The 23,039-nt window shown below is 69.4% G+C and carries 23 protein-coding genes; 19 read left to right on the forward strand and 4 right to left on the reverse strand.

Translation table 11 applies throughout. The features are described from left to right. Window positions 1–10: 10 nt before the first annotated feature. Together ABD212_RS14770 and ABD212_RS14775 are read right to left on the reverse strand one after the other, a co-directional pair. A complete protein-coding gene (locus ABD212_RS14770) occupies window positions 11–1,171 on the reverse strand; it encodes a DUF4349 domain-containing protein (protein WP_344095976.1) in 1,161 nt (386 codons plus the stop codon). Continuing rightward, complete coding sequence (locus tag ABD212_RS14775) at window positions 1,168–1,725, reverse strand: RNA polymerase sigma factor (protein ID WP_344095979.1); 558 nt, start codon at window positions 1,723–1,725, stop codon at window positions 1,168–1,170. Before ABD212_RS14775 ends, ABD212_RS14770 begins: the two co-directional genes overlap by 4 nt. Window positions 1,726–1,922: 197 nt before the next feature. Here ABD212_RS14775 and ABD212_RS14780 point away from each other — a divergent pair, with 197 nt between their 5' ends. The 12 genes from ABD212_RS14780 to ABD212_RS14835 all read left to right on the forward strand — a co-directional run bounded on the left by ABD212_RS14780 (window position 1,923) and on the right by ABD212_RS14835 (window position 15,709). Next, window positions 1,923–3,842 carry a hypothetical protein gene (locus tag ABD212_RS14780; RefSeq protein ID WP_344095982.1) on the forward strand — a complete coding sequence of 640 codons (1,920 nt, stop codon included), beginning with the start codon at window positions 1,923–1,925 and terminating at the stop codon, window positions 3,840–3,842. Between the two features lie 29 nt (window positions 3,843–3,871). Continuing rightward, window positions 3,872–4,714 carry a DUF4397 domain-containing protein gene (locus tag ABD212_RS14785; RefSeq protein WP_344095984.1) on the forward strand — a complete coding sequence of 281 codons (843 nt, stop codon included), beginning with the start codon at window positions 3,872–3,874 and terminating at the stop codon, window positions 4,712–4,714. Window positions 4,715–4,763: 49 nt separating this feature from the next. Next, entirely contained in the window at window positions 4,764–5,408 is a 645-nt protein-coding gene (locus ABD212_RS14790) for a class F sortase (protein WP_344095987.1), read from the forward strand. 189 nt (window positions 5,409–5,597) lie between these two features. Then, a complete protein-coding gene (locus ABD212_RS14795; RefSeq protein WP_344095988.1) occupies window positions 5,598–6,605 on the forward strand; it encodes a TerC family protein in 1,008 nt (335 codons plus the stop codon). Between the two features lie 150 nt (window positions 6,606–6,755). Continuing rightward, window positions 6,756–8,213: a 3-isopropylmalate dehydratase large subunit gene (gene leuC / locus ABD212_RS14800; RefSeq protein ID WP_344095990.1), complete on the forward strand. Its 1,458-nt coding sequence runs from the start codon at window positions 6,756–6,758 to the stop codon at window positions 8,211–8,213. Window position 8,214: 1 nt separating this feature from the next. After that, window positions 8,215–8,832, forward strand: a complete 618-nt coding sequence (gene leuD, locus ABD212_RS14805; RefSeq protein ID WP_344095992.1) for a 3-isopropylmalate dehydratase small subunit — start codon at window positions 8,215–8,217, stop codon at window positions 8,830–8,832. Between the two features lie 72 nt (window positions 8,833–8,904). Further along, entirely contained in the window at window positions 8,905–10,275 is a 1,371-nt protein-coding gene (gene murA / locus ABD212_RS14810; RefSeq protein ID WP_344095994.1) for a UDP-N-acetylglucosamine 1-carboxyvinyltransferase, read from the forward strand. After that, entirely contained in the window at window positions 10,262–11,050 is a 789-nt protein-coding gene (locus ABD212_RS14815) for a lysophospholipid acyltransferase family protein (protein ID WP_425561285.1), read from the forward strand. Before murA ends, ABD212_RS14815 begins: the two co-directional genes overlap by 14 nt. Further along, entirely contained in the window at window positions 11,040–12,170 is a 1,131-nt protein-coding gene (locus ABD212_RS14820; RefSeq protein WP_344095996.1) for an NAD(P)H-dependent glycerol-3-phosphate dehydrogenase, read from the forward strand. The genes ABD212_RS14815 and ABD212_RS14820 overlap by 11 nt, the downstream gene beginning before the upstream one ends. Then, the gene (locus tag ABD212_RS14825) at window positions 12,076–13,182 is read left to right on the forward strand and encodes a D-alanine--D-alanine ligase family protein (RefSeq protein WP_344095998.1); all 1,107 of its coding nucleotides are present in this window, start codon (window positions 12,076–12,078) and stop codon (window positions 13,180–13,182) included. The genes ABD212_RS14820 and ABD212_RS14825 overlap by 95 nt, the downstream gene beginning before the upstream one ends. A gap of 88 nt (window positions 13,183–13,270) precedes the next feature. Further along, the gene (locus ABD212_RS14830) at window positions 13,271–13,927 is read left to right on the forward strand and encodes a cell wall protein (protein ID WP_344096000.1); all 657 of its coding nucleotides are present in this window, start codon (window positions 13,271–13,273) and stop codon (window positions 13,925–13,927) included. A 45-nt stretch (window positions 13,928–13,972) separates the two neighbouring features. After that, complete coding sequence (locus ABD212_RS14835) at window positions 13,973–15,709, forward strand: DUF4012 domain-containing protein (protein ID WP_344096002.1); 1,737 nt, start codon at window positions 13,973–13,975, stop codon at window positions 15,707–15,709. A 24-nt stretch (window positions 15,710–15,733) separates the two neighbouring features. Here the strand turns inward: ABD212_RS14835 and ABD212_RS14840 are convergent, their stop codons facing one another. Beyond that, window positions 15,734–16,207: a DUF3515 family protein gene (locus ABD212_RS14840; protein ID WP_344096005.1), complete on the reverse strand. Its 474-nt coding sequence runs from the start codon at window positions 16,205–16,207 to the stop codon at window positions 15,734–15,736. Between the two features lie 22 nt (window positions 16,208–16,229). Between ABD212_RS14840 and thiL the strand changes: the two genes are divergently transcribed. After that, window positions 16,230–17,219 carry a thiamine-phosphate kinase gene (thiL, locus tag ABD212_RS14845; RefSeq protein WP_344096008.1) on the forward strand — a complete coding sequence of 330 codons (990 nt, stop codon included), beginning with the start codon at window positions 16,230–16,232 and terminating at the stop codon, window positions 17,217–17,219. Here the strand turns inward: thiL and rsmD are convergent. Next, window positions 17,189–17,791, reverse strand: coding sequence for a 16S rRNA (guanine(966)-N(2))-methyltransferase RsmD (gene rsmD / locus ABD212_RS14850; protein WP_344096010.1), 603 nt, complete (start codon window positions 17,789–17,791; stop codon window positions 17,189–17,191). The genes thiL and rsmD overlap by 31 nt on opposite strands. Window positions 17,792–17,879: 88 nt before the next feature. On the opposite strand from rsmD, the gene ABD212_RS14855 reads away from it, so the two are divergent. The 6 genes from ABD212_RS14855 to mutM all read left to right on the forward strand — a co-directional run bounded on the left by ABD212_RS14855 (window position 17,880) and on the right by mutM (window position 23,036). After that, window positions 17,880–20,042: an ATP-dependent DNA helicase RecG gene (locus ABD212_RS14855; RefSeq protein WP_344096012.1), complete on the forward strand. Its 2,163-nt coding sequence runs from the start codon at window positions 17,880–17,882 to the stop codon at window positions 20,040–20,042. A 35-nt stretch (window positions 20,043–20,077) separates the two neighbouring features. Continuing rightward, on the forward strand, window positions 20,078–20,569 hold the full coding sequence (gene coaD / locus ABD212_RS14860; RefSeq protein WP_344096015.1) for a pantetheine-phosphate adenylyltransferase: 492 nt from the start codon (window positions 20,078–20,080) through the stop codon (window positions 20,567–20,569). 108 nt (window positions 20,570–20,677) lie between these two features. Next, a complete protein-coding gene (locus tag ABD212_RS14865) occupies window positions 20,678–21,154 on the forward strand; it encodes a YceD family protein (protein ID WP_344096298.1) in 477 nt (158 codons plus the stop codon). A 38-nt stretch (window positions 21,155–21,192) separates the two neighbouring features. Then, the gene (gene rpmF, locus ABD212_RS14870; protein ID WP_127818873.1) at window positions 21,193–21,402 is read left to right on the forward strand and encodes a 50S ribosomal protein L32; all 210 of its coding nucleotides are present in this window, start codon (window positions 21,193–21,195) and stop codon (window positions 21,400–21,402) included. A 19-nt stretch (window positions 21,403–21,421) separates the two neighbouring features. Then, a complete protein-coding gene (gene rnc, locus ABD212_RS14875; protein ID WP_344096017.1) occupies window positions 21,422–22,123 on the forward strand; it encodes a ribonuclease III in 702 nt (233 codons plus the stop codon). Continuing rightward, the gene (mutM, locus tag ABD212_RS14880) at window positions 22,116–23,036 is read left to right on the forward strand and encodes a bifunctional DNA-formamidopyrimidine glycosylase/DNA-(apurinic or apyrimidinic site) lyase (protein WP_344096019.1); all 921 of its coding nucleotides are present in this window, start codon (window positions 22,116–22,118) and stop codon (window positions 23,034–23,036) included. Before rnc ends, mutM begins: the two co-directional genes overlap by 8 nt. Window positions 23,037–23,039 lie beyond the last annotated feature (3 nt).

Here is a 23,039-nt window from a genome sequence, read left to right on the forward strand (position 1 = left end):
TCGGGTCCCGTCAGGTCGACGGTCCCGCGGTGTCCACATCCTCGCGCTCGGGCGCGGCTGCTGATGGAGGGGTCGGTGCCGCTCGGCGCCTGCGTGCGCCGCGGATGACGAACCACACGATGAGCCCCGCGACCCCGAGCACGATGAGCCAGGGAATCACGAAGCCGAGCGCGATCACCAGGCCGTTGAGTGTCGCGACGAGGCCGTTCCACCCGGCGATGAGGCCGTCGAAGAAGCCGGCGGTGTCGGCCTTCACCGGCTCAGCCTTGGGCTGCAGGGTCACCGTCAAGCTCGACAGGTCGATCATGCTCTCGAGCGACTTCAGCTGCGCCTGGTACGACTCCAGCGTGGCCTGGCGGTCGGCCAGGGCGGACTCGGCCGCGATCAGGTCGGAGACGCTCGTCGCCTGCGACATCAGGTCCGTCAGCCGGTCGACCGACGTCTGCGACGCCTTGACGCGCGCCCTCAGATCGACGGTCTGCTCGGTGACGTCCTGGCGGTCGATGGAGGATGCCGTGACCTCGCCGACCGACGAGAGCTCGCTCATCGCGGCGGTGAGCTGATCGGAGGGCACGCGCACGGTGATCCAACCACCGGCATCCGGATACGGGTACGGCGTGGCGATGCCCTTCGTCGCGCCCGTGTTCGGCTCGACGGGAATCGCCCCGCCGGTCTGCCCGATGCTCATCGACTCGACGTATCCGCCGCGTGCGACGGCGTCTTCGCCGATGGTCTTGGCGGCGCGAGCGACATCGTCCACGACGACCGTCGCCGATCCGGTCGTGATGATGTCGCGGGTGCCGGTGCTGGAGTCCGCAGCCCCGGGAACGGTGCCCGAGCCCGCTGTCTTTCCGCCATTGCCACCGCTCGACTGGTTCGCCCCGACCCCGGCATCGGGCGCGCCCTGCCCTTGGCCGGGGGCGACGGCGTAATCGCTGCTGCCGCCCGAACCGGCCACGAGACCGCCCACGCTCGGAGCGATTACCGCAGCGACGACGATGACGGCGGCGGCTGCTGCACCTCCGATCCACCACCGTGCTCGGCGTGTGCGCTGAGCGGTCCGCTCGCGCGAGATGTCGGCGAACAGTGCGTTCTCGATCTCGTCGATGCGCTCGTCCGGCAGTTCGGGAAGCGATGCGGATGTCGCGTCGGCGTGCTCCTGCGTGCTCATGTGCTCTCCTTCACAACGGTCCGCAGTCGGGTGCGGATGCGGGAGAGACGATTGCGGACCACGCCGTGCCCGACGCCGAGCTCTTCGGCGGCAGCCTGATAGGCATAGCCTTCGGCCGCGCACAGACGGAAGATGTCGCGGTCGAGCGAGCTCATCCCGGCGACCTCCTGCAGGATCCGATCGGCGAGCTGGCCGTCGATCACCTGCTGCTCGACATCCACCGTCGCGGGCAGGGACTCGTCGGCGGCGCCCGCGGCGTGCTCGCGATCGCGCTGCTGGCGTCGGATGCGGTTGGCCGCCTGGAAGCGGCATACCGTCACGAGCCAGGGCAGGAGCGAGTCGCTCGCCAGCTCCAGGCCGGGCAGCTTCCGCCACGCCACCAGGAACGTCTCCTGGGTCACGTCCTCGGCATCGGCGGCATTTCCGACGAGTCCGAACGCGAGCCAGTACACCGGTCGCACATACGAGCGGTAGAGCGCGCGGAAGGCGACTTCGCTGCCGCTCGCGGCCCGCGCCACGAGTGAAGCGTCATCCGTCGCCACGCGTTCGACCATGCGTCATCCATTCCAGCGTTGCCGGCGAGCCGGCGCAGTCCCTGTGCGCGTCGTCGCGGAGCACCATTGTCTCTCACCGGATAAGTGTCAAGGGGTGGCGGAACGTCTCAGGATCCCGCACTCTTGGTGATCGGGGGGACGGACGCGGCGGTCCTGGATCACCCGATCCGATCCGGCGTCCGGTCCGAATGACCAAGGTGAGCTCAGCGCAGTTCGACGACGAGCCGTCCGCAGCACCCGCGGCTCGCGGTGTCTCGTCGAGCACCGGCGCAGAGCACCCGCAGAGCACCGACCGCCCGAGCAGGACTCCGCCGGCTGGTGCCAAGAAGCCGGCACCCGCGCGCAAGCCGGCCGGGGCCGGCAGCAAGGCCGCCGTTGCAGGCAGCGAACCTGCCGGTGCCGGCAGCAAGGCCGCCGTTGCAGGCAGCGAACCTGCCGGTGCAGGCAGCAAGGCCGCCGGTGCAGGCAGCAAGGCCGCCGGTGCAGGCAGCAAGGCCGCCGGTGCAGGCAGCGAGTCTGCGAGCGCACGCGGAATGCCCGCGGATACCGCCAAGAAGGCGGCACCCACGGGCAAGCCCGCGGGTGCGGGCAGCAGTTCGTCGGGCGTCGACAAGAAAGCGGCACCGGCGCGCAGTCCTGCGAGTGCGAGCGGCAAGAGCGAGGATGCCGCCAAGAAGCCGACTCCAGCGAAGAAGCCGGCTGGATCGACGGGCGAGCGAGCCGTCTCGGCTGCGCCCGCTGCGCCGAAGTCCGCGGGCTCAGGCGCCAAGCCTCCGAGCACATCGAAGCGGGCGACTCCCGCGAAGAAGCCCCCCGCCTCCGCCGTCAAGCCCACACAGGGCAAGCCCGCACGGGGCAAGCCCGCACATGTCAAGCCCGCCACGGCACGTGCCATTTCCGCGCGGTCGCCGACGGCAGATCCTCGGCCAGAGCCAGTTGTGGAAATCTTTGCTCAGCCTGTGCCGGCGCGGAAGCCCTCCGCCGCGACCGTGCCGCCTCCAGCCGCACCGAAGCAGGCGACTCCCGCGGAGAACGCTTCGACCGCGACAGGCTCACCGGTGGCCGCGCGTGCCGCTTCTGCGCGGCCACCGACCGCAGGTCGCCCGCCTACGCCGTTCCAAGATGGCATGGCGCAGCCGGTGGCGGCACGCGGTTCCCTCTCGGATGCCGGCTATTCGACATCCGAGCTGCTGCCCAGCGACATCCCTGTGCACGCAGCACCGGAGCCGGGATCCTGGTCCTCTCGCAATCGGGGAATTCTGATCCGGCTCGTGCCCGTGCTCGGCGCTGTGATCGTGCTGGTGGTCGTCTTCGCTGTCATCGCGGCGAATCTCGGAGGTGCGCGTCCGGTCGCGCGGGGGGCGGCGCCCCTCAGCGCGCCCGTGCGTGCGGCGCAGGTATGGATCATCGACAATGTCCACCGCACCCAGCGTCTTCTGGTTCCTGACGCGATGACCACCGACCTTGCGGGCGGGGGCCGTCTCCCGATGGACCTGATTGCGTACAGCGGGGTCACCAGCGGGGCACAGATCGAGGCCGCTCTGCCCAGCGGATGGCGTGACCTCGACTACGTCATCACCATCGCGGGCTTGGCGATGCCCCCGGCCAGTTCGTCGTCGGTCCGACAGGCGCTCCACAACTCCCTGGTCGTAGCGTCCTTCGGCTCCGGAGGCGGATCGGTCGAGATCCGCCGGGTCATCGTCCAAGGCGCGACGCTGGCGGCGGCGGCCGAACAGCGTGCGGCAGAAGTCCGCAGGGAGGCCGGGCTGCAGCTCGCCGAGAATCCCGCCATCCACGTATCGGACAGCGATCGCGCCCTCCTCACGACCGGACGGGTGGACCGGCGCATCCTCGCCGTGCTGGGCGCACTCGCATCGGTCGGAGGCGTGACCGTCGCGGCGTTCCCGACGATCGACGGAGAGCGCGCCGGCCCGATCCGGCGGGTCGCCATCACCGATGTGAACGGCGTCGCCCTTGCGAGCGGCCAGAGGCTGTCTCCACCGGGACTGAGTCTCGTCGACGGGCTTCGCGGAAAGCTGGCGCCGGATGACGCTGCAGCGGACGCCTCGAACCTCGTCCTCACCTACGGCCTGTGGGTCGACGAACTCTTCAACTGAAACGCACCCCCACCCGAAAGGAAACCGTCATGAAGATCCTTCGACTCCACCCGAGCGGTCCGCTGGTCGCGCTGGCCGCCATCGTCGCGAGTCTCACCGTTGGCCTTCCGTCCGCCGCCACGGGCGCGACCATGGCACCTTCCGAAGCGTCTGCCGCTCCTACGGGCGACACCGGCTGGTTGAGACTTGGGCACTTCTCGCCGGACACGAAGGCCGTGGACGTGCGGGTGTCGGCGCTTCGAGGAGGCACGATCGTCTTCGAGCTGAGCGACGTCGGCTACGGCGATGTGTCGGGCTATACGCCGTTGACGCAGGGTGAGTACGCCATCAGCATGGTCGCCGCCGGCTCCAACGACTGGACGCACCTCGCGATCTCCGACACCGTGACTGTGGGAGCGGCGAGCGCGACGACCGTCGCCGCCTACGGCCCCAACGCAAACCTGCAGCTGCAGGCCTTCTCCGACGATCTCACCGCGCCGAGCGCCGGCAATGCGCGGATCCGGCTCATCCAGGCATCCACGATCACGCCCACCGTCGATGTGAAGACGACCACGGGAGTGGTGATCGCCAGCGACGCGCCTGCCGGATCGGCCACTCCCTACGCCGAGGTGCCGGCCGGGACCTGGACTCTGCAGCTGACCGGGACGGGAGTCCAGGACAGCGTCGATGTCAACCTCTCCGCAGGAAGCATCACCACCCTGTTCGTCCTCGACAAGGCCGACGGTGGCCTCACGATCCTGCCCATCGTGGACAGCGCGGCCGCGGCCGTCGTTCCCATCGGCGGCGTGCAGACGGGCGGGGGATGGCTCGCGCGCCATCATCAGGAGACCCGCCACGCCGCCCTCTTCAGCCGCTGGCAGCTCGCGGTGTAGCCGGAGTCGACGAACCCGAGCGCAGGCGTGAGAGACGGCGGTGATCGCGATGAGGAAGACGACCAAGCGAGTCAGCGGACCCACCTGGCTGATTCTGGCGATCGTCACCTTCGGGCCGTTGCTGGCCGCATGGGCGAGCGCCACGACGCAGCCGGCTGAGGTGCACGCGACGCCGACCGCCGTCCCGACGGCGAACCCGCTCGCGGCCGGCCGACTGCAGGATCCGCGCGAGCGGGCTGCCGCGATCTCCCACGCGGCGCCGATCAGCATCCGCATCCCGCGGATCGGCGTCGACTCGGCCCTCGAGCGCCTGGGCGTCGACGTCGAGGGGCGGCTGGACGCCCCTCGCGACTACGACCTCGCGGGCTGGTACGCCGGCGGTGTCGTGCCCGGCGACGTGGGTCCTGCGATCATCGCGGGACACATCGATTCTCCGACTGCTCCCGCGGTCTTCGCGCGGCTGGGGGACCTCCACCCCGGAGACGAGGTCGTGATCACCGAGTCCGACGGTGCGGTGCTGACCTTCCGGGTCACCGGGTCGACCGAGTCGGCGAAATCGGCTTTCCCCACCGCCGAGGTCTACAGCACCGTGCCCGCGCCGGAGCTGCGCCTCATCACGTGCGCGGGCGCCTTCGACTCGACGGCCGGCCACTACGTAGACAACCTCATCGTGTTCGCCGTGCTCGAGAACTGATCGGGGCAGGGCGCGGCATCCGCCATGTATCCTGGACCCGCGAGAGGGAGTATCCCGTCATCGCGCGTCCGTCATCACGGGAGCCATCGATGCTTTCCCGGGCGCGCACCACGGCAGGCCGATCCGGATGCCGCGGGGGAGAGACTTTCGACGATTCGTCGCACCTCCTCCCACGCCTGAAAGGCCCGCATGGACCTGCAACTCCCGCTCTGGTTCGAAATCGGCTCGCTGGTCCTGCTGACCCTGATCCTCGTCGGCGATCTGCTGCTGATCCTCAAGCGTCCGCACATCCCGACCACGCGCGAATCGACGCTCTGGGTGGTCTTCTACGTATCGCTGGCGCTCGTCTTCGCGCTGGTGATGTGGCTGATCGCGGGACCGGAGTACGCCGGCCAGTTCGTCGCCGGCTGGCTCACCGAGTACAGCCTGTCGATCGACAACCTCTTCGTGTTCGTCCTCATCATGGGCCAGTTCGCGGTGCCGCGGCGGTATCAGCAGGAAGTGCTGATGGTGGGCATCATCATCGCGCTCATCCTGCGAGGTGCGTTCATCCTGCTCGGCGCCGCCGTGATCGAGCAGTTCAGCTGGGTGTTCTACATCTTCGGCGCGTTCCTGGTCTGGACGGCCTACCGCCAGGCGTTCCCGGGCGGCGACCATGATGAGGAGGTGCAGCGCGAGAACTTCATCGTGCGGACGCTTCGGCGCATGATCGACATCAGCGACCACTACGACGGCGCGAAGCTGCGCACCGTCGTCGACGGCAAGAAGATCTGGACGCCGATGATCATCGTCTTCTTCGCGATCGGAGTCACCGATCTGCTGTTCGCAATCGACTCCATCCCGGCGATCTTCGGCATCACGACGAGTCCGTTCATCGTCTTCACGGCGAACATCTTCGCCCTCATGGGCCTTCGCCAGCTGTACTTCCTGCTCGGCGACCTGTTGGATCGGCTGCGCTATCTGCACTACGGCATCGCGTTCATCCTCGCCTTCATCGGGCTCAAGCTCGTGTTCCACGCGATGCACGTCAACGAGTTGCCGTTCATCAACGGCGGCGAGCCGATCGAGTGGGCGCCCGAGATCTCGACCTGGATGTCGCTCGGCGTGATCGTCATCTCGATGGTGGTGGCGACCGTCGCGAGTCTCCTGGCCTCGGCGCGCGAGAAACGCGAGGCGGCGGCGGTCGACGAGCCCTGACAGCGGCCCCGATCGCGCGGGATGGTAGCCTGACAGCGTGCGGATCGCTCGCCTCCTCCTTAGCGGCCGCGACGGGTCCTAGTTCCAGGCCTCCCTCGTCGCGGGTTTCGTTGCGGGCTTGATTCCCCCTTCCGAGGAGAACGAACACACATGAGCATTCCCGAGGCATCCGCCATTCCCGAGCACCCTCGCACCCTCGCCGAGAAGGTCTGGGACGACCATCTCGTCGTCAAGGGTGAGAACGGCGAACCCGACCTGATCTACATCGATCTGCACCTGGTCCATGAGGTGACCAGCCCACAGGCGTTCGACGGTCTTCGAGCCGAACGCCGTCCGGTCCGGCGGCTGGACCTGACCATTGCGACCGAGGATCACAACACCCCGACGCTGAACATCGACAAGCCCATCGCGGATCTCACCAGCCGCACGCAGATCGAGACGCTGCGGCGCAACGCCGCCGAATTCGGCGTCCGCCTCCACTCGCTGGGCGACAAGGAGCAGGGCATCGTCCACGTGGTCGGGCCGCAGCTCGGCCTCACGATGCCCGGTATCACGGTCGTCTGCGGCGACAGCCACACCAGCACCCATGGCGCGTTCGGCGCCATGGCGTTCGGCATCGGCACGAGCGAGGTCGAGCATGTGCTCGCGACCCAGACGCTGCCGCTCAAGCCGTTCAAGACCATGGCGATCACCGTCGAGGGCGAGCTGAACCCCGGCGTCACCGCGAAGGACATCATCCTCGCCGTGATCGCGAAGATCGGCACCAACGGCGGGCAGGGCTATGTGCTCGAGTTCCGCGGATCCGCGATCCGCGCGCTCTCGATGGAGGGCCGGATGACGGTCTGCAACATGTCGATCGAAGCGGGCGCCCGTGCCGGCATGGTCGCACCCGACGAGACGACATTCGCGTACCTCGAAGGCCGTCCCCATGCTCCCAAGGGCCAGGACTGGGACGACGCCGTCGCCTATTGGCGGACACTTCCCACCGACGAGGGAGCGGTCTACGACGCCGAGGTCTTCCTGGATGCCGGCGCCCTCGAGCCGTTCGTCACATGGGGGACCAATCCGGGGCAGGGCGTGTCGCTCTCGGACGTGGTGCCGGCGCCCCAGGACTTCGCAGACCCGAACGAGCGCGCCGCGGCCGAACGGGCGCTCGAGTACATGGACCTGCGCGCCGGCACGCCGCTGCGGGATGTCGCGGTCGACGCCGTCTTCATGGGTTCGTGCACGAACAGCCGCATCGAGGACCTGCGCGCGTTCGCCTCGATCGTGAGGGGACGCACGAAGGCCGAAGGCGTCCGCGTCATGGTCGTGCCGGGCTCGGCACGGGTGCGCCTCGAGGCGGAGGCGGAGGGCCTCGACAAGGTCTTCGAGGACTTCGGCGCCGAATGGCGGTTCGCCGGCTGCTCCATGTGCCTGGGGATGAACCCCGACCAGCTGGCACCCGGCGAGCGGTGCGCGTCGACATCCAACCGCAACTTCGAAGGCCGCCAGGGCAAGGGCGGGCGCACGCATCTCGTGTCGCCGCTCGTCGCCGCCGCGACGGCGGTGCGCGGCACGCTGTCGAGTCCGAGCGATCTTCCGGCGCTGGTCGAGGTGGAGGCCTGACATGGAGAAGTTCACCACGCACACCGGCATCGCCGCGCCGCTGAAGCGCTCGGCCGTCGACACCGACCAGATCATCCCGGCGGTCTACCTCAAGCGGGTCACCAAGACCGGCTTCGAGGACGCCCTCTTCGCGAGCTGGCGTCAGGACCCGGACTTCGTGCTCAACCAGCCCGCGTACGCGGGCGCGTCGATCCTCGTGGCGGGCCCGGACTTCGGCACCGGCTCCAGCCGCGAGCATGCCGTGTGGGCGCTGCGCGACTTCGGCTTCTCCGTCGTCCTCAGTCCTCGTTTCGCCGACATCTTCCGCGGAAACGCGGGTAAGCAGGGTCTGCTCACCGGTGTCGTCTCGGAAGACGACATCACGCGCCTGTGGGCGGCGATCGAGGGCGATCCCGGCATCCGGATGACCGTCGATCTCGAGCACCGGACCGCCTCCGTACACCCCTCGGCGGGCGCGGCGACGGGCATTACGGTGCCTTTCGACATCGACGATTACACTAGGTGGCGGCTTCTCGAGGGGCTCGACGACATCGGGCTCACGCTGCGCAATGCGGATAAGATCGCGCAGTTCGAGGCTCGCCGCGAGGCATGGCGGCCGCGGACGCTCCCTGTTCCGTAAGCCAGGACCCGCGCTCCAACCAGGGCGCGCGGTCTGCCAGCCACCCTCGATGACACAAGTGAGGTCCACCGGATGAAGTCGCTTCTCAGCGTTACGGCCGACACCAAGGCAGGAGAGAAGGAAATGTCCGGTGAGACCCTCGCGATCCGTGGCGGCAGGCCGCTGACCGGTCGCGTCGAGGTCAAGGGCGCGAAGAACCTGGCCACGAAGGCGATGGTGGCGGCGCTGCTGGGCGAGACGACCAGCATCCTCCGGGATGTCCCCGACATCAGCGACGTGCAGGTGGTGCGCTCGCTCCTCGAGGTGCACGGCGTGGATGTCGCCGAGGGCGACGAGCCGGGAACGCTGATCTTCGATCCGTCCGGCGCGGTGTCGGCGCACTTCGAAGAGATCGATGCGCACGCCGGGGCATCCCGCATCCCGATCCTGTTCTGCGGACCGCTGCTGCACATCCTCGGAGAGGCGCTCATCCCCGACCTCGGCGGATGCCGCATCGGGGACCGCCCGATCAACTTCCACATGGACGCGCTCCGGGCGTTCGGGGCCATCGTCGACAAGACGTACGAGGGCATCCGCATCACCGCGCCGAACGGACTGCACGGTGCGAACATCGAGCTGCCGTATCCGAGCGTCGGCGCGACCGAGCAGGTGCTGCTCACCGCCGTCAAGGCGAAGGGCGTCACCGAGCTGCGCGGCGCGGCGATCGAGCCCGAGATCATGGATCTCATCGCGGTGCTGCAGAAGATGGGCGCGATCATCTCGTACGAGCCCAATCGCGTCATCCTCATCGAGGGCGTCGACACGCTGCAGGGCTACGACCACCGCTGCATCTTCGATCGCAACGAGGCGGCGTCCTGGGCGTGCGCGGCGCTCGCCACCGACGGCGACATCTTCGTCGGCGGGGCGAAGCAGCAGGAGATGCTGACGTTCCTCAATGTCTTCCGCAAGGTCGGCGGCTCGTTCGACGTCCACGAGGACGGCATCCGCTTCCGTCGCGGCGGCGTCCTCAAGCCCGTGGTGGTCGAGACCGACGTCCACCCCGGGTTCATGACGGACTGGCAGCAGCCGCTCATCGTCGCCCTGACGCAGGCCGTGGGCCAGTCGGTCGTGCACGAGACGGTCTACGAGAACCGGCTCGGATTCACCGAGGCGCTCGTCCAGATGGGTGCGGACATCGTCGTGCACCCGGAGGGCATCGACAGTCCGAACCGGCGCGTCCCCCGTCGCGCGCTCGAGCAGGCCGCCGTGATCACCGGACCGACGCCGCTGCACGGAGCGGACGTCGAAGTGCCCGACCTCCGCGGTGGGTACAGCTACGTCATCGCAGCGCTCGCGGCCGAGGGCCAGTCGATCGTCCGCAACGTCGGGATCATCCGCCGCGGCTACGAAAAGCTCTTCACGAAGCTCGACACCCTGGGCGCCGACTTCGATGTCATCGGATAGCGCGGTGGCCGCGTCATCCGGGCGCCTCCGCGCCTCGAAGGAGAAGAGCCGTCCGAGCGTCTTCTGGCCGCTCGCCACCGTCATCGCGCCGCTCATCGCGCTGCTGTTCAAGCTCGAGATCGAAGGTGCCGAGAAGCTCCCGCGCGAAGGCGCCTACGTGCTCGCGCCGAACCACTACTCCGAGGCGGATCCGCTGGCAGTGGCGCTGGCGGTGTGGAAGGCCGGCAGGGCGCCGCGATTCATGGCGAAGGAGAGCCTGTTCCACGTGCCGGTGCTCGGATGGATCCTGCGGATCACCGGCATGGTTCCCGTGGCGCGATCGTCGTCGGCCGCATCCGCTCGATTGACGCTCGAGACGTCCGAGACGCTGGTGAAGCTCGGCCGCGGCGTGATCGTCTACCCCGAAGGCAGCCTCACCCGCGACCCGGGCATGTGGCCGATGCGCGGCAAGACGGGTGCGGTCAGGCTTGCGCTGGCCGGCGACATCCCTCTCATCCCGATGGCGCAGTGGGGCTGTCAGGTGGTCCTTCCCCGGTACGGCAAGCTCAAGCTGTGGCCGCTGCGACGCCCGGTGAAAGTCGTCTTCGGCGACCCCGTCGACATCGGTCGGTCCGGAGCGGACGAAGGACAGCCCGCGTCGCTCGTGAACGCGACGGACATGCTCATGGCGGAGGTCGCGGAACTGCTGTCGCACCTGCGCGGCGAACCGGCACCCGCCGAGCGCTGGAACCCCGCCGATCACGGGCAGAGGGAGACGGGTCGCCTTGAGCCGTAGAACGGATGCCGCGCGCCCACGTGTCGCCGTCATCGGTGCCGGAAGCTGGGGCACCACGTTCGGCAAGGTCCTCGCCGACGGCGGCGCCCACGTCACGATGTGGGCACGGCGGCCCGAGCTCGCGAACGAGATCCACGAGGCCAAGCGCAACAGCGGATACCTGCCGGGCATCAACCTCCCGCGCGACATGTCGGCGACGCACCATCTGTCCGAGGCGCTCGAGGGCGCTGAGCAGGTGTACCTGTCGATCCCGAGCCAGGCGGTCCGCCAGAACCTCAAGGCGGTGCGGCCGCTCGTCGCGAACACGGATGCCCCGATCGTGTCGCTCATGAAGGGAGTCGAGCGGCGAACGGGTCTGCGCATGAGCCAGGTCATCGAGCAGGAGCTGCACTGCGACCCGGCCCGCATCGCCGTGGCCTCGGGCCCGAACCTCGCCCTCGAGATAGCGCGCGAGCAGCCGACCGCCGCCGTCATCTCGTCGACGAGTCAGGAGACCGCGGATGCCGTGGCCCGCCGGGCCCGCAACCGCTACTTCCGCACGTTCGTGAACACCGACGTCATCGGCACCGAGTTCGGCGGTGTGCTCAAGAACCTCATCGCCGTCGCCATCGGCATCGTCGACGGCGTCGGATACGGCGAGAACACGAAGGCGTCGATCATCACGCGCGGTCTCGTCGAGATGACGGACTTCGCGGTCGCGTTCGGCGCGCATCCCGAGACGCTGCAGGGTCTCGCCGGCCTCGGCGACCTCATCGCGACCTGCCAGTCGCCGCTCAGCCGCAACAACACCGCCGGGCGCCTCCTCGGCCAGGGCTACAGCTTCCAGGACGTCGTCAAGCAGATGAACCAGACCGCGGAGGGACTCGCCTCGGTGGCGCCGATCCTGCAGCTCGCTCGTGAGATCGGCGTCGAGATGCCCATCGTCGAGCAGGTCAAGATGGTCCTCGACGGAACGATGAACCCGCGCGACATCGCGCCACACCTGACGACAGACGACGACACCCCCCAGGGCGAGAGGACGCAGAATGGACAGGCCGGCGGTGGCGGTGCTCTTTGGCGGTCGATCCAGCGAGCACTCGATCAGTTCCGCCACGGCGGGCGGGGTGCTGCGGGCGATTGATCGCGACCGCTACCGTGTGACGCCGATCGGCATCACGCGAGAGGGCGTGTTCGTCCTCGAGGACGACGACCCCGACAAGTTCGCGCTCGACGCCGAACGGCTTCCCGAGGTCGTCGACAACGGCACACGGGTTCTGTGGCCCGAAGGCGGTGGCGATCGGATGCTGCGCGTCCGGCGGGCGGACGGCACGGTCGACGAGCTCGGCGACATCGACGTCGTGCTGCCGATCCTGCACGGCATCCACGGCGAGGACGGCACCGTCCAGGGATTCTTCGACACGCTCGGGATCCCGTACGCCGGCGGCGGCGTGCTCGACTCCGCGCTGTGCATGGACAAGCACTTCATGAAGATCGTCTTGCAGGACGCCGGTGTGCCGGTGTCCCCGTGGGTCACCGTGACCCGCCGTCGCTGGGAACGCGATCCCGGCGGTGTGCGGGCGGATGCCGCCGCGCTCGGCGAGCCCGTCTTCGTCAAGCCCGCTCGCGCCGGGTCGAGCGTCGGCGTGTCGAAGGTGCACGACGCGTCGGAGTTGGCGGACGCGCTCGAGCTGGCCTTCGCCGAGGACGACAAGGTGCTCATCGAGCAGGCGATCTCCGGCCGCGAGATCGAGGTCGCGATCCTCGAGGGACGCGGGGACGCCGGGCCGCGGGCATCCCTCCCCGGCGAGATCGTGCTCACGACGCGAGAGTTCTACGACTTCGAGGGCAAGTACCTCGGCGGAGAGGGCGCGGATGTCGTCTGCCCCGCCGACCTGTCCGACCAGGAGATCGCGGCTGTCCGCGCCCTGGGTGTCCGCGCGTTCGAGGCGGTCGACGGGCGTGGTCTCGCGCGGGTGGACTTCTTCCTGGCTGCAGACGAGCTGTACGTCAACGAGCTCAACACGATGCCCGGGTTCACGCCGATCTCGATGTTCCCGAAGTGCTGGATCGCGTCGGGGATGACCTACGGCGAGCTCATCTCCGAGCTGATCGACACAGCGCTCGAACGCACGCAGGAATCGGCCTCGCGGTGACTGGATCGTGATCGGGACACCACCCGATTGCGATAGTGTGAGACCCAGCAGCTGGGGAGCTGTTCAATGCCCGAAATTGGAGAGTGTCGTGCTGGGGAAGTCACTCGCGGCGATGGTTGTCGCTGCGTTCATCGCCGTCGTTCCGGCGGCCGCCTACGGTGACGACGAGTCGTATGCGCCGTCCCTTCACTCTGAGCCATCGCTGGACGGCTCAGTCGTCGCCAGCCAGTGCATCGGCGATGTGCCTTGGATCTCGTACTCGGTCGTGATGACCGATCCCGACAACGTCGCCACCGGTCACGACCCCGTGCTCGTCATCAGCGGCGGGGGGAACACCACCGAGATTCCGCTGCTGACGCTCGACAGCAGCAACCAGTCCCACGGCAAAGTGCTGTGGCCCGGCGCCTCGGTCGACTCCGCCGGCAAGGCCACCGGCTGGCCGGGCTGGAAGTTCGACAATGGTCGGTGGGTCGAAACCGACGGCAACTTCGCCTGGACTCGCGGCCCGATCACCGCAGTCATCCGGGTCAATCCCGAGCTGACGGTGCCGCTCTCGTATCCGCCGGCAACCGCCGTCTGCGCATCGCCTCCCGCCCCGCCGAAGGATCCCGGAAAGCCGGCAGCGCTGGCGAGCACGGGGTCGACGTTCAACCCGATCCCCGCACTGTACGTGGGCGGTGGCCTGATCGTGCTCGGCGGACTGACGGTGCTCGTCGTTCGTCGCAGAGCAGCCAAGCGGCGCTGAGCGATGGCGTCGGCCCTCCCGAGCCGACCTCGTCGCCGCCACAGGGTGCTGTGGCTGTCACTGGGAGTGCTCGGTCTGCTGGTCGTCTGCGCGGTGGCGTGGATCGGCATCCGCGCGCTCATGCTGCGGACGGAGCTCGATGCCGCCGTCAGGAATGCCACCGAACTGCGCGGACAGCTCGAAGCGTCGGATCTCGGGGGAGCCCAGCGAAGCGCGGGGGGGCTCGCTGAGCACGCTCGGGTCGCGGCGGAGCTGACCGGCGACCCGATCTGGCACATTGCCGAGGTTATCCCGGCCGTCGGCCCCAACCTGACGGCAGCTCGAGTCGTCTCCTCGGAGCTGGATCACCTGAGCCGTGCCGCCATCACGCCGACACTCGCCATGGCGACCGACCTCGCGTCACTGCGATTCAAGGGCGGCCTCGATCTCGACGCGCTCACGCGCGCGGCGACCCGACTGCACCGGTCCCTCGCGGTCGTTGCGGATGCGCATCGAGCCGTCGGCTCACTCGACGCCGGGGCGCTGGTCGGTCCGCTGCGGGACGGCGTGGACCGCCTCGAGGAATCGCTCACGCGAGTCGAGCCCCTGATCCGGGATGCCGCACTCGCGGCCGGCACCCTCCCGACCGTCCTCGGCAGCGACGGCCCTCGCTCGATCCTGGTCATGGTGCAGAACGGGGCGGAGCTCCGCACCGCCGGCGGACTGACCGGAACGTTCGCCGAGATCCGTGCCGATCACGGCAGGCTGCAGATCGTCGACCAGGCTTCCTCCTCGGACTTCCCGTGGCTGGAGAAGCCGATCATCGCGCTCCCGGCATCCGTCTCCTCGATGCTCAACGACGCTGTCGGCCGGTACGTGATGAACATCTCGTCGCCGAGCGATTTCACGGAGTCGGCCCAGCTCGCTTCGGCGTGGTGGTCCATGCGAACCGGCCACACGCCCGACACGATCGTCTCGGTGGACATCCGGGTGCTGGGCGCGGTGCTCGCGGTGATCGGACCGGTGGACGTCAAGGACTGGGGAGAGCTCACGACGGACAACCTCGTCCAGCGGATCCTGGTCGATCCGTACCGTTCACTCGACTCCTGGTCGCAGGACGTGGTGTTCCGCCGCGCGGTGGATGCCGTCTTCGCCCGGGCGCTGCAGACGACGTTCGACCCTTCCGCATTGGTCGCACGGCTGTCCGGGCCGATCAGCGAAGGGCGCGTCTCGATCTGGAGCGCCGATCCCGAGGTGGAGTCCGTCGTCGCCGACGGGGCGTTCGCGGGCACGCTGGCACGACAGAAGCAGGTCGGGGATGATGCTTTCGCCGTGTATCTCAACGACGTCACCGGCGCGAAGATGGACACCTACCTCGATGTGAACATCGCGAGCGGCGTCGCCGAGTGCCGAGCCGACGGCCTGCGGGACATCACCATCGGGGTGACGCTGACGAACACGGCCCCCGGGGATGCGGGGTCGATCTATCCGGTGTCGGTGACCGGCGGCGGGCTCTGGGGCGTTGCGCCCGGCAATATCGGCACGCTCGTCGGAGTGTCAGCCCCGCCCGGGACCTTCATCGGCGGTGTCACCCGGGCCGGCGAACACGTGCGCTCCATCAGCACCGATGTCGACGACTACCCTCTCACTCAGACGCGGGTGGAGCTGGCGCCCGGCCAGTCCGCGACGGTCGAGTTCCACTTCGTCGCGGCTCACGCGGGCGACGTGACCCCGCGGATCCTCCACACGCCCTTGATCGACGACCCCGAGGTCACGCAGAGCAGTCCCGCCCGGTGCAGGTGAGGTCACGGGCTGACCGGTGTTCGCTCACCCCGAAGGACTGGTGCACTTCGAGCCGTCCGCAGGCAGCAGACTGACGATCGTCGACAGCGCGTCGAGCACATCGGCGCTCGAGACGACCTTGTTGTCGAGGTAGACCTCGACGGCAGGTGTGCGCCCGAACGTGGTCACTCGGTACCGCGGCGCATCCGTGTCGTCGATGATCCAATCCACGCCGTTGACGCTCTGACACGGCATCGTCGTCGGTCCCGGCGGCTCGACACCGCAGGTCAGCAGCACCGACGCCGGGTCACCCCACGCCCCGGTGGCCTGGGCGTCCGTCCACCGGCGCGACTGACCGGCCAGCTGCCCGGGAAGACGGACCGTCACCTCGGCGCACGCCGGGTCGTCGGCATGCGGGGCGGTCTCGAGTGACACCGTCGACGAGCAGCCCGTCAGCGTGGCCGCGAGAGCGCTGATCACCCCTGCGACGACGAGTACGGCGAGGCGGGGGCGGGGCACCCGTCCAGGCTAGCCTGGGAGGATGACTGCGGCCGACCCAACGGTGGGCGAACTGAGCGAGGGCGCCATCCTGCGGCGGATCCTCGACCGTCTCGGGGACTCGTCGGCCCTCGTCGGGCCGGGCGATGACGCCGCCGTGATCGCGGCGCCGGATGGCCGGATAGTGGCGTCGATGGACACCCTCGTGCACGGACCGGACTTCCGGCTCGCGTGGTCGAGCGCTTTCGACCTCGGCTGGAAGGCCGCGGCGGTGAACCTCGCCGACATCGCCGCGATGGGTGCTCGTCCGACGGCGCTGCTGGTCGCACTCGCGATGCCCGACGCGACGCGGCTCTCGTTCGTCGAGGGCATCGCGGAAGGCCTGCGCGCCGCCTGCGCAGCCCTCGCTCCCGGCTGCGCCGTCGAGGGCGGCGACCTCACGGTCTCCGATACGCTCACGATCGCGGTGACGGCGCTCGGGTCGCTCGAGGGCGGCTCTCCGGTGCTCCGCAGCGGGGCGCGGGTGGGCGACGTGGTCGCCCTCGCGGGCGACCCCGGCCGCGCGGCGCGCGGGCTCCACCTGCTCTTCACGCGGTTCCGCGATGCCGAGGGCAGTCCGATCGCCGTCGATGAGCGCTCGCTCACGCCCGGCGAACGCGCGGACCTCTTCGTCCAGCTTCGTCCTTCGCCGCCGCTCCGCCTCGGCCCGATCGCCGCGGCAGCGGGCGCCACGGCGCTGATGGATGTATCGGACGGACTCGTGCTGGACGCGTCCCGGCTGGCCGCGGCATCCGGTGTCTCCATCGCTCTCGAGACCGCCTCGCTGGGCGAGGATCCCGCATCCGCGCTGACCGGCGGCGAGGACCACACGCTGCTCGCGACTTTTCGGCCCGGCGTGCGGCTGCCCGAGGGGTTCCGCGCCATCGGGAGCGTCGTGGATCGGGGGGAGGCGGCGGTGCTCGTCGACGGGCGCCCTCACACGGGTCAGGGCGGCTGGGATCCCTACCGCGACTGGGATTCCCGGGGCGGCTGAGCCATCTCGGCGGTCGCGGGCGAGGCCCACCACAGCGCTGTGTCGCCATAGCGCTTCGACCTGCCGGCGACGAGACCGTCCGGCCACACCGGCTCCGGTGAGCGTCCGGCCCGTTCGACGATCACGAGGGCGTCCGCCGACAGGGCCGGCACGAGAAGCTCGAGCGCGTGCGACAGGTCGTCGTCGGCCAGGTCGTAGGGCGGGTCGAGGAACACCACGTCGAACGGCCCGCGGGGAGCGCTCAGGAACGCGGCCACGGTCGTCCGGTGCACGAGGATCGCGGCATCCCGCCCCAGGGACTTCGCCACGCGGCTCGCGTTGCGCTGGACGACGGATGCCGCGCGCGGCGCCTTCTCGACGAGATCCGCGCTCGCGGCGCCGCGGCTCACTGCTTCGAGCCCGAGCGCGCCCGATCCGGCGAACAGATCGAGCACGGCAGCGCCACGGAGGGCGTCGGCCGATTCGAGAGCTCCGAAGAGGGACTCGCGCACACGATCGCTGGTCGGGCGTGTGCCCGCGTCAGGCACCTCGAGCGTGATCGATCCGGCCCGGCCCGCGATGATCCGTGTCACACGTTCACGATAGCGGGGCAGCTCGAAGCGGTGCCGCTTCGGACGCCAGGCCGGGGCCCGCGTCCGAGACGCTGAATAGACTCGGGACATGCCGTCGTACCGCCTCGAGTCGCGCCTCGACGGCGCGCTGGGTGGCAAGACGGCGTCGGCGCTGGAACGGGCCTTCGGGATGCGCACGGTGGGCGATCTGCTCGCCCATTACCCGCGGCGATATGCCCGTCGCGGTGAGCTCACGCCCATCTCGTCGCTGCCGGTCGGTGAGCCCGTCACGATCGTCGCAGAGGTCAAGCGCGTGAACGAGCGCCGGATGCAGAACCGCAAGGGCTCCCTCCTCGAGGTCGTGATCAGCGACGGACAGGGGGACCTCTCGCTGACGTTCTTCAACCAGGCGTGGCGGGTGAAGGACCTTCGGCCCGGCCGGCGAGGGATCTTCGCGGGCAAGGTGGGGGAGTATCGCGGAGCGAAGCAGCTCGCTCATCCCGACTACGAGCTCTTCGACGACGAGGCGACGGCGCGTCTGACCGCAGAGGCGAACGCCAACCTGCCCATCGCCATCTATCCGGCGACGAGCACCGTCGCCAGCTGGCAGTTCACGAAGTTCGTCGAGATGATCCTCGACGGGCTCGGACCGGTTCCCGACCCGCTTCCCGACCCGCTGCGCGAGCGCCACGGCCTGCTGGACGCGCGCACAGCGATCGAGCGCATCCACCGACCCGACTTCGAGGATCAGATCGAGCAGGCGCGAGCGACTCTGCGCATGCACGAGGCCTTCGTGCTGCAGGTCGCGCTGCTGCAGCAGCGTGCTTTCGTCCGGGCGCTCGCCGCCACGAGCCGGACACCGGGCGGTCTGCTCGAGCGCTTCGACGCCGTGCTGCCGTTCGCTCGGACTCCCGACCAGATCGCGGTCGGCGACCAGATCGCGCACGACCTCGAGGGCGACTGGCCGATGAACCGGCTCGTCCAGGGTGAGGTCGGTTCGGGCAAGACGCTCGTCGCCCTGCGCGCGATGCTCCAGGTGGCCGAGAGCGGCGGGCAGTCCGCGCTCATCGCGCCGACCGAGGTGCTCGCCGGACAGCACATCCGATCCATCGCGCGGATGCTCGGACCCCGCCTCGCACCCGAGCTCATGCCGACGCTGCTCACCGGACAGCTCTCTGCAGCTGAGCGTCGCAAGGCCGCGCTCCGCACCGCGTCCGGTCAGGCGCTCATCGTGATCGGGACTCATGCGCTGCTGAGCGACACCACGACGTTCGCCGATCTCGGCCTCGTCGTCGTCGATGAGCAGCATCGATTCGGCGTCGAGCAGCGCGAATCGCTCCGGGCCAAGGGGTCGTCGCCGCATGCACTGGTCCTCACCGCCACTCCGATCCCTCGCACCGTGGCGATGACCGTGTTCGGAGACCTCGACGTGTCGACGATCCGCACGATGCCGGAGGGACGCGCCGGCATCCAGACGTTCGTCGCACCGCTCACCGAGCGCCCGGCATGGTTCGGTCGCGTGTGGGAGCGCATCGCCGAAGAGGTCGCACAGGGCCGGCAGGCGTTCGTGGTCTGCGCGGCCATCGACGCCGATGCCGCTACGAAGGACGACACCGCCGACGAGCCGGTGTCCCAGGTCGAGGGCGAGGCGCCGCGCTCGCGTTGGGGCGTCGTCCAGGTCGCCGACCTGCTGTCGCGCCTGCCCGCCTACGCCGACATCCGTGTCGAGATCCTGCACGGCAGGATGCCCTCGGACGAGAAGGATGCCGTCATGCAGGCGTTCGCGCGAGGAGATGTCGACGTGCTGGTCGCGACGACGGTCGTCGAGGTGGGCGTCGACGTGCCGAACGCCTCGACAATGGCGATCCTCGAGGCGGATCGGTTCGGCGTCTCGCAGCTCCATCAGCTGCGGGGGCGTGTCGGCCGTGGCGGAGTCCCCGGACTCTGCCTGCTGGTGACCGAGGCGTCACCCGGCACACCCGCGCGTCAGCGTGTCGACGCCGTCGCGGCGACCCTCGACGGATTCGAGCTCGCCGAGGTCGACCTGGGTCTGCGGGGCGAAGGCGACGTCCTCGGCGACGCGCAGTCCGGCGCGCGGTCCTCGCTGCGGCTGCTGCGGGTGGTGAAAGACGCGGACCTGATCGCCGAAGCGCGCGTTGCGGCCGAGGAGCTGCTCGCCGACGACCCGGCGCTGATCCGGCATCCCGGACTCGCCGAGGCTCTCGAGCGGCGCGTGGGCATGGAGGAGCGGGCGGCGCTCGCGAAGAGCTGACACGACCGCCCGCGCCCCGCCGATAGGCTGGCCGCATGAACAGCCGGATCGCCGTCGTCCCCGGATCCTTCGATCCGCCGACTCTCGGACATCTCGACGTGATCCGCCGCGCTGCCGCGCTGTACGACCAGCTGCACGTCCTCGTGGTCCACAACCCCGGCAAGGAGGCGATGCTGCCGATCGCGCAGCGCCTCGCGCTCCTGGAGCAGTCCATCGCCGAGAGCGACGTCGAAGGCGACGTCATCATCGCTTCGTGGAGCATGGGACTCCTGGTCGACTACGCGACCGATGTCGGAGCAGGCGTGCTCGTGAAGGGCATCCGCTCGCAGGTCGACGTCGCGTACGAGACCCCCATGGCGATCGTCAACCGCCACCTCGCCCACGTCGAGACGGTGTTCCTGCTGCCGGACCCGGCCCACGCACTCGTGTCCAGCTCACTCGTCCGCCAGGTCGCAGCGCTGGGCGGTGACGTGTCGCCGTTCGTGCCGCCCGCCGTGGCGCGGTTCCTCGACACCGGCTCCTCCTGATCCCGCCTGCGCCACCGGATGGCGCAGGTAGCATGGATCCTCGTGAGAAACCGCAGGCCAGGCCCCTTCAGCATCAACGTGCGCGACATCGTGCACCACCCGGGCGAGATGCGGGAAGCATCCCTCGAGGTTCCCGCTGCCGAGCAGTGGGGCGAGGGACTGGTGTCCATCGCGGCGGGCGAGCCCGTCCTCGTCGACGTCCGCCTCGAGTCGGTGCACGAGGGCATCCTCGCGTCCGGAACCGTCGACACGGAATACACCGGCATCTGCGGGCGCTGCCTCGACGACATCGCCGAACGCCTCCAAGTCGAGTTTCAGGAGCTTTTCGCGTATCCTGGAGAGGAAGCAACTGACTTCGAGGTTCAAGACGACCACGTGGATCTTGAAACTCTCGTCAGGGATGCGACCGTCCTGGCGCTTCCGTTTCAGCCGGTGTGCGAGCCGGATTGCCCCGGCCTCGATCCGGCCACGGGCGAGCGGCGCGCCGTGTTCACCGGAACAGAGCAGAGCATGCCCCCGGATTCACGCTGGGCCGCGCTCCAGGAATACACCCCAGACCACGACGACGAAGCCCCGCGCGCCTAGCGCCGCAGAGCCGTCGAGAACACAGAAGAGAGCAAGCCATGGCAGGTAACCCCCCGAAGCGGAAGGTCTCCCGTTCGAACACCCGCTCGCGTCGCGCGCAGTGGAAGGCGGAGGCCCCCACGCTCGTCAAGACCGTCGAGAACGGCAAGGTCGTCTACAGCCGCCCTCACCAGGCGAAGGTCGTCACCGACTCGCAGGGCACCGAGCTGTTCCTCGAGTACAAGGGCCGCAAGGTCGCCGACGTCTGATCGCCCTTCCCGGCGAGACGTGACCGACGTCACGGCCGAGCGCCCCGCGCTCGCCGATCTTTCCCAGAAGCTCGGAGTCGACATCGACCCCGAGCTTCTGTCGCTGGCGCTCACCCACCGTTCCTGGGCGTACGAGCACGGGCAGGGTCCCCACAACGAGCGCCTGGAGTTCCTCGGCGACTCCGTGCTCGGGCAGGCCGTCACGGTGAGGCTGTTCACCCGGCATCCCGATCTCGACGAGGGTGCTCTCGCGAAGCGGCGCGCGGGCGTCGTGTCGACCGTCGCGCTCGCCGAGATCGCGCGCGGCATCGACCTCGGCAGCCACGTCATGCTCGGGCGCGGCGAAGACCTCACGGGTGGTCGCGACAAGGATTCGATTCTCGCGGACACCATGGAAGCCGTCATCGGCGCCACGTACCTTGCCGTCGGCCCCGAGGCGGCGACCGCGCTGGTGCTGCGGCTCGTCGAGCCGCTGCTGGACGATCCGGACCGGTACGGCGCGGCCATCGATCCGAAGACCAGCCTGCAGGAGCTCGCGGCGCGCATCGGCACGCCTCCACCCGTGTACCACGTGACGGCGACGGGACCCGACCACGACCGCACCTTCGTCGCGACCGTGAGCGTCGGCGCGGTCGTCGCCGAAGGAACCGGCTCGAGCAAGAAGCACGCCGAGATGGCCGCGGCCCTGCGCGCCTGGCACGAGCTCAGCGCGCGTGCCTGAGCTGCCCGAAGTCGAGGTGGTCCGGGCCGGCCTCGCGCCCGCCCTCGCCGGAGCGACCGTCCTGGGCGTGAGCGTCCTCGATGAGCGGGCGCTGACGCGGCACACAGGCGACGGCGCGCACTTCGAGGCGGCTCTGACCGGCCGCCGCATCACCGGAGCGGCACGACGGGGCAAGTTCCTGTGGTTCCCGCTCGAAGATCCCGCCGAGGATGCGCCGACGGAGGCGATCGTCGCGCACCTCGGCATGAGCGGCCAGATCCTGCTTCGCGCTCCCGGCGCGGCGCCGGAGCGCCACGAACGGGTGCGGCTCGACATCCAGCATCCCGATCACGGCGAGCTGAGCGTCGTGTTCGCCGATCAGCGGACGTTCGGCTCGCTGGCCCTCGACCCGCTCGTTCCGACTCCGGATGCCGAGCCCGGCGGCATCGGCACGACGGACGCCGCGGTGCCCGCGCAGGTCTCGCACATCGCACGCGATCCGCTCGATCCCGCGTTCTCGGATGCCGGCTTCCGGGCGGCGCTCGCGCGGAAGGACTCCGCGATCAAACGCGTGCTGCTCGACCAGACGGTCGTGAGCGGCGTCGGCAACATCTATGCCGACGAGGCGCTCTGGGCGGCCCGCATCCATCCCGAGACGACGGCGCGCCTGCTGCCGACCCGCGCCGTGAACCGGCTGCTCGCGGAGGTGCGTCGCGTGCTCGAGAAGGCTCTCGCCGAAGGCGGCACGAGCTTCGACGCGCAGTACGTCAACGTCAACGGGCAGGCGGGCTACTTCGCCCACTCGCTCAACGCCTACGGTCGCACCGGGCAGCCGTGCCCGCGATGTGGCCGCCCCATCGTGCGCACCTCGTTCACGAACCGGTCGAGCCATTTCTGCCCGCACTGCCAGCGGGTGCCGCGGCATCGGGGCTGATGC

This window comes from Microbacterium deminutum (assembly GCF_039530205.1).
Taxonomy (GTDB): Bacteria; Actinomycetota; Actinomycetes; order Actinomycetales; family Microbacteriaceae; genus Microbacterium; species Microbacterium deminutum.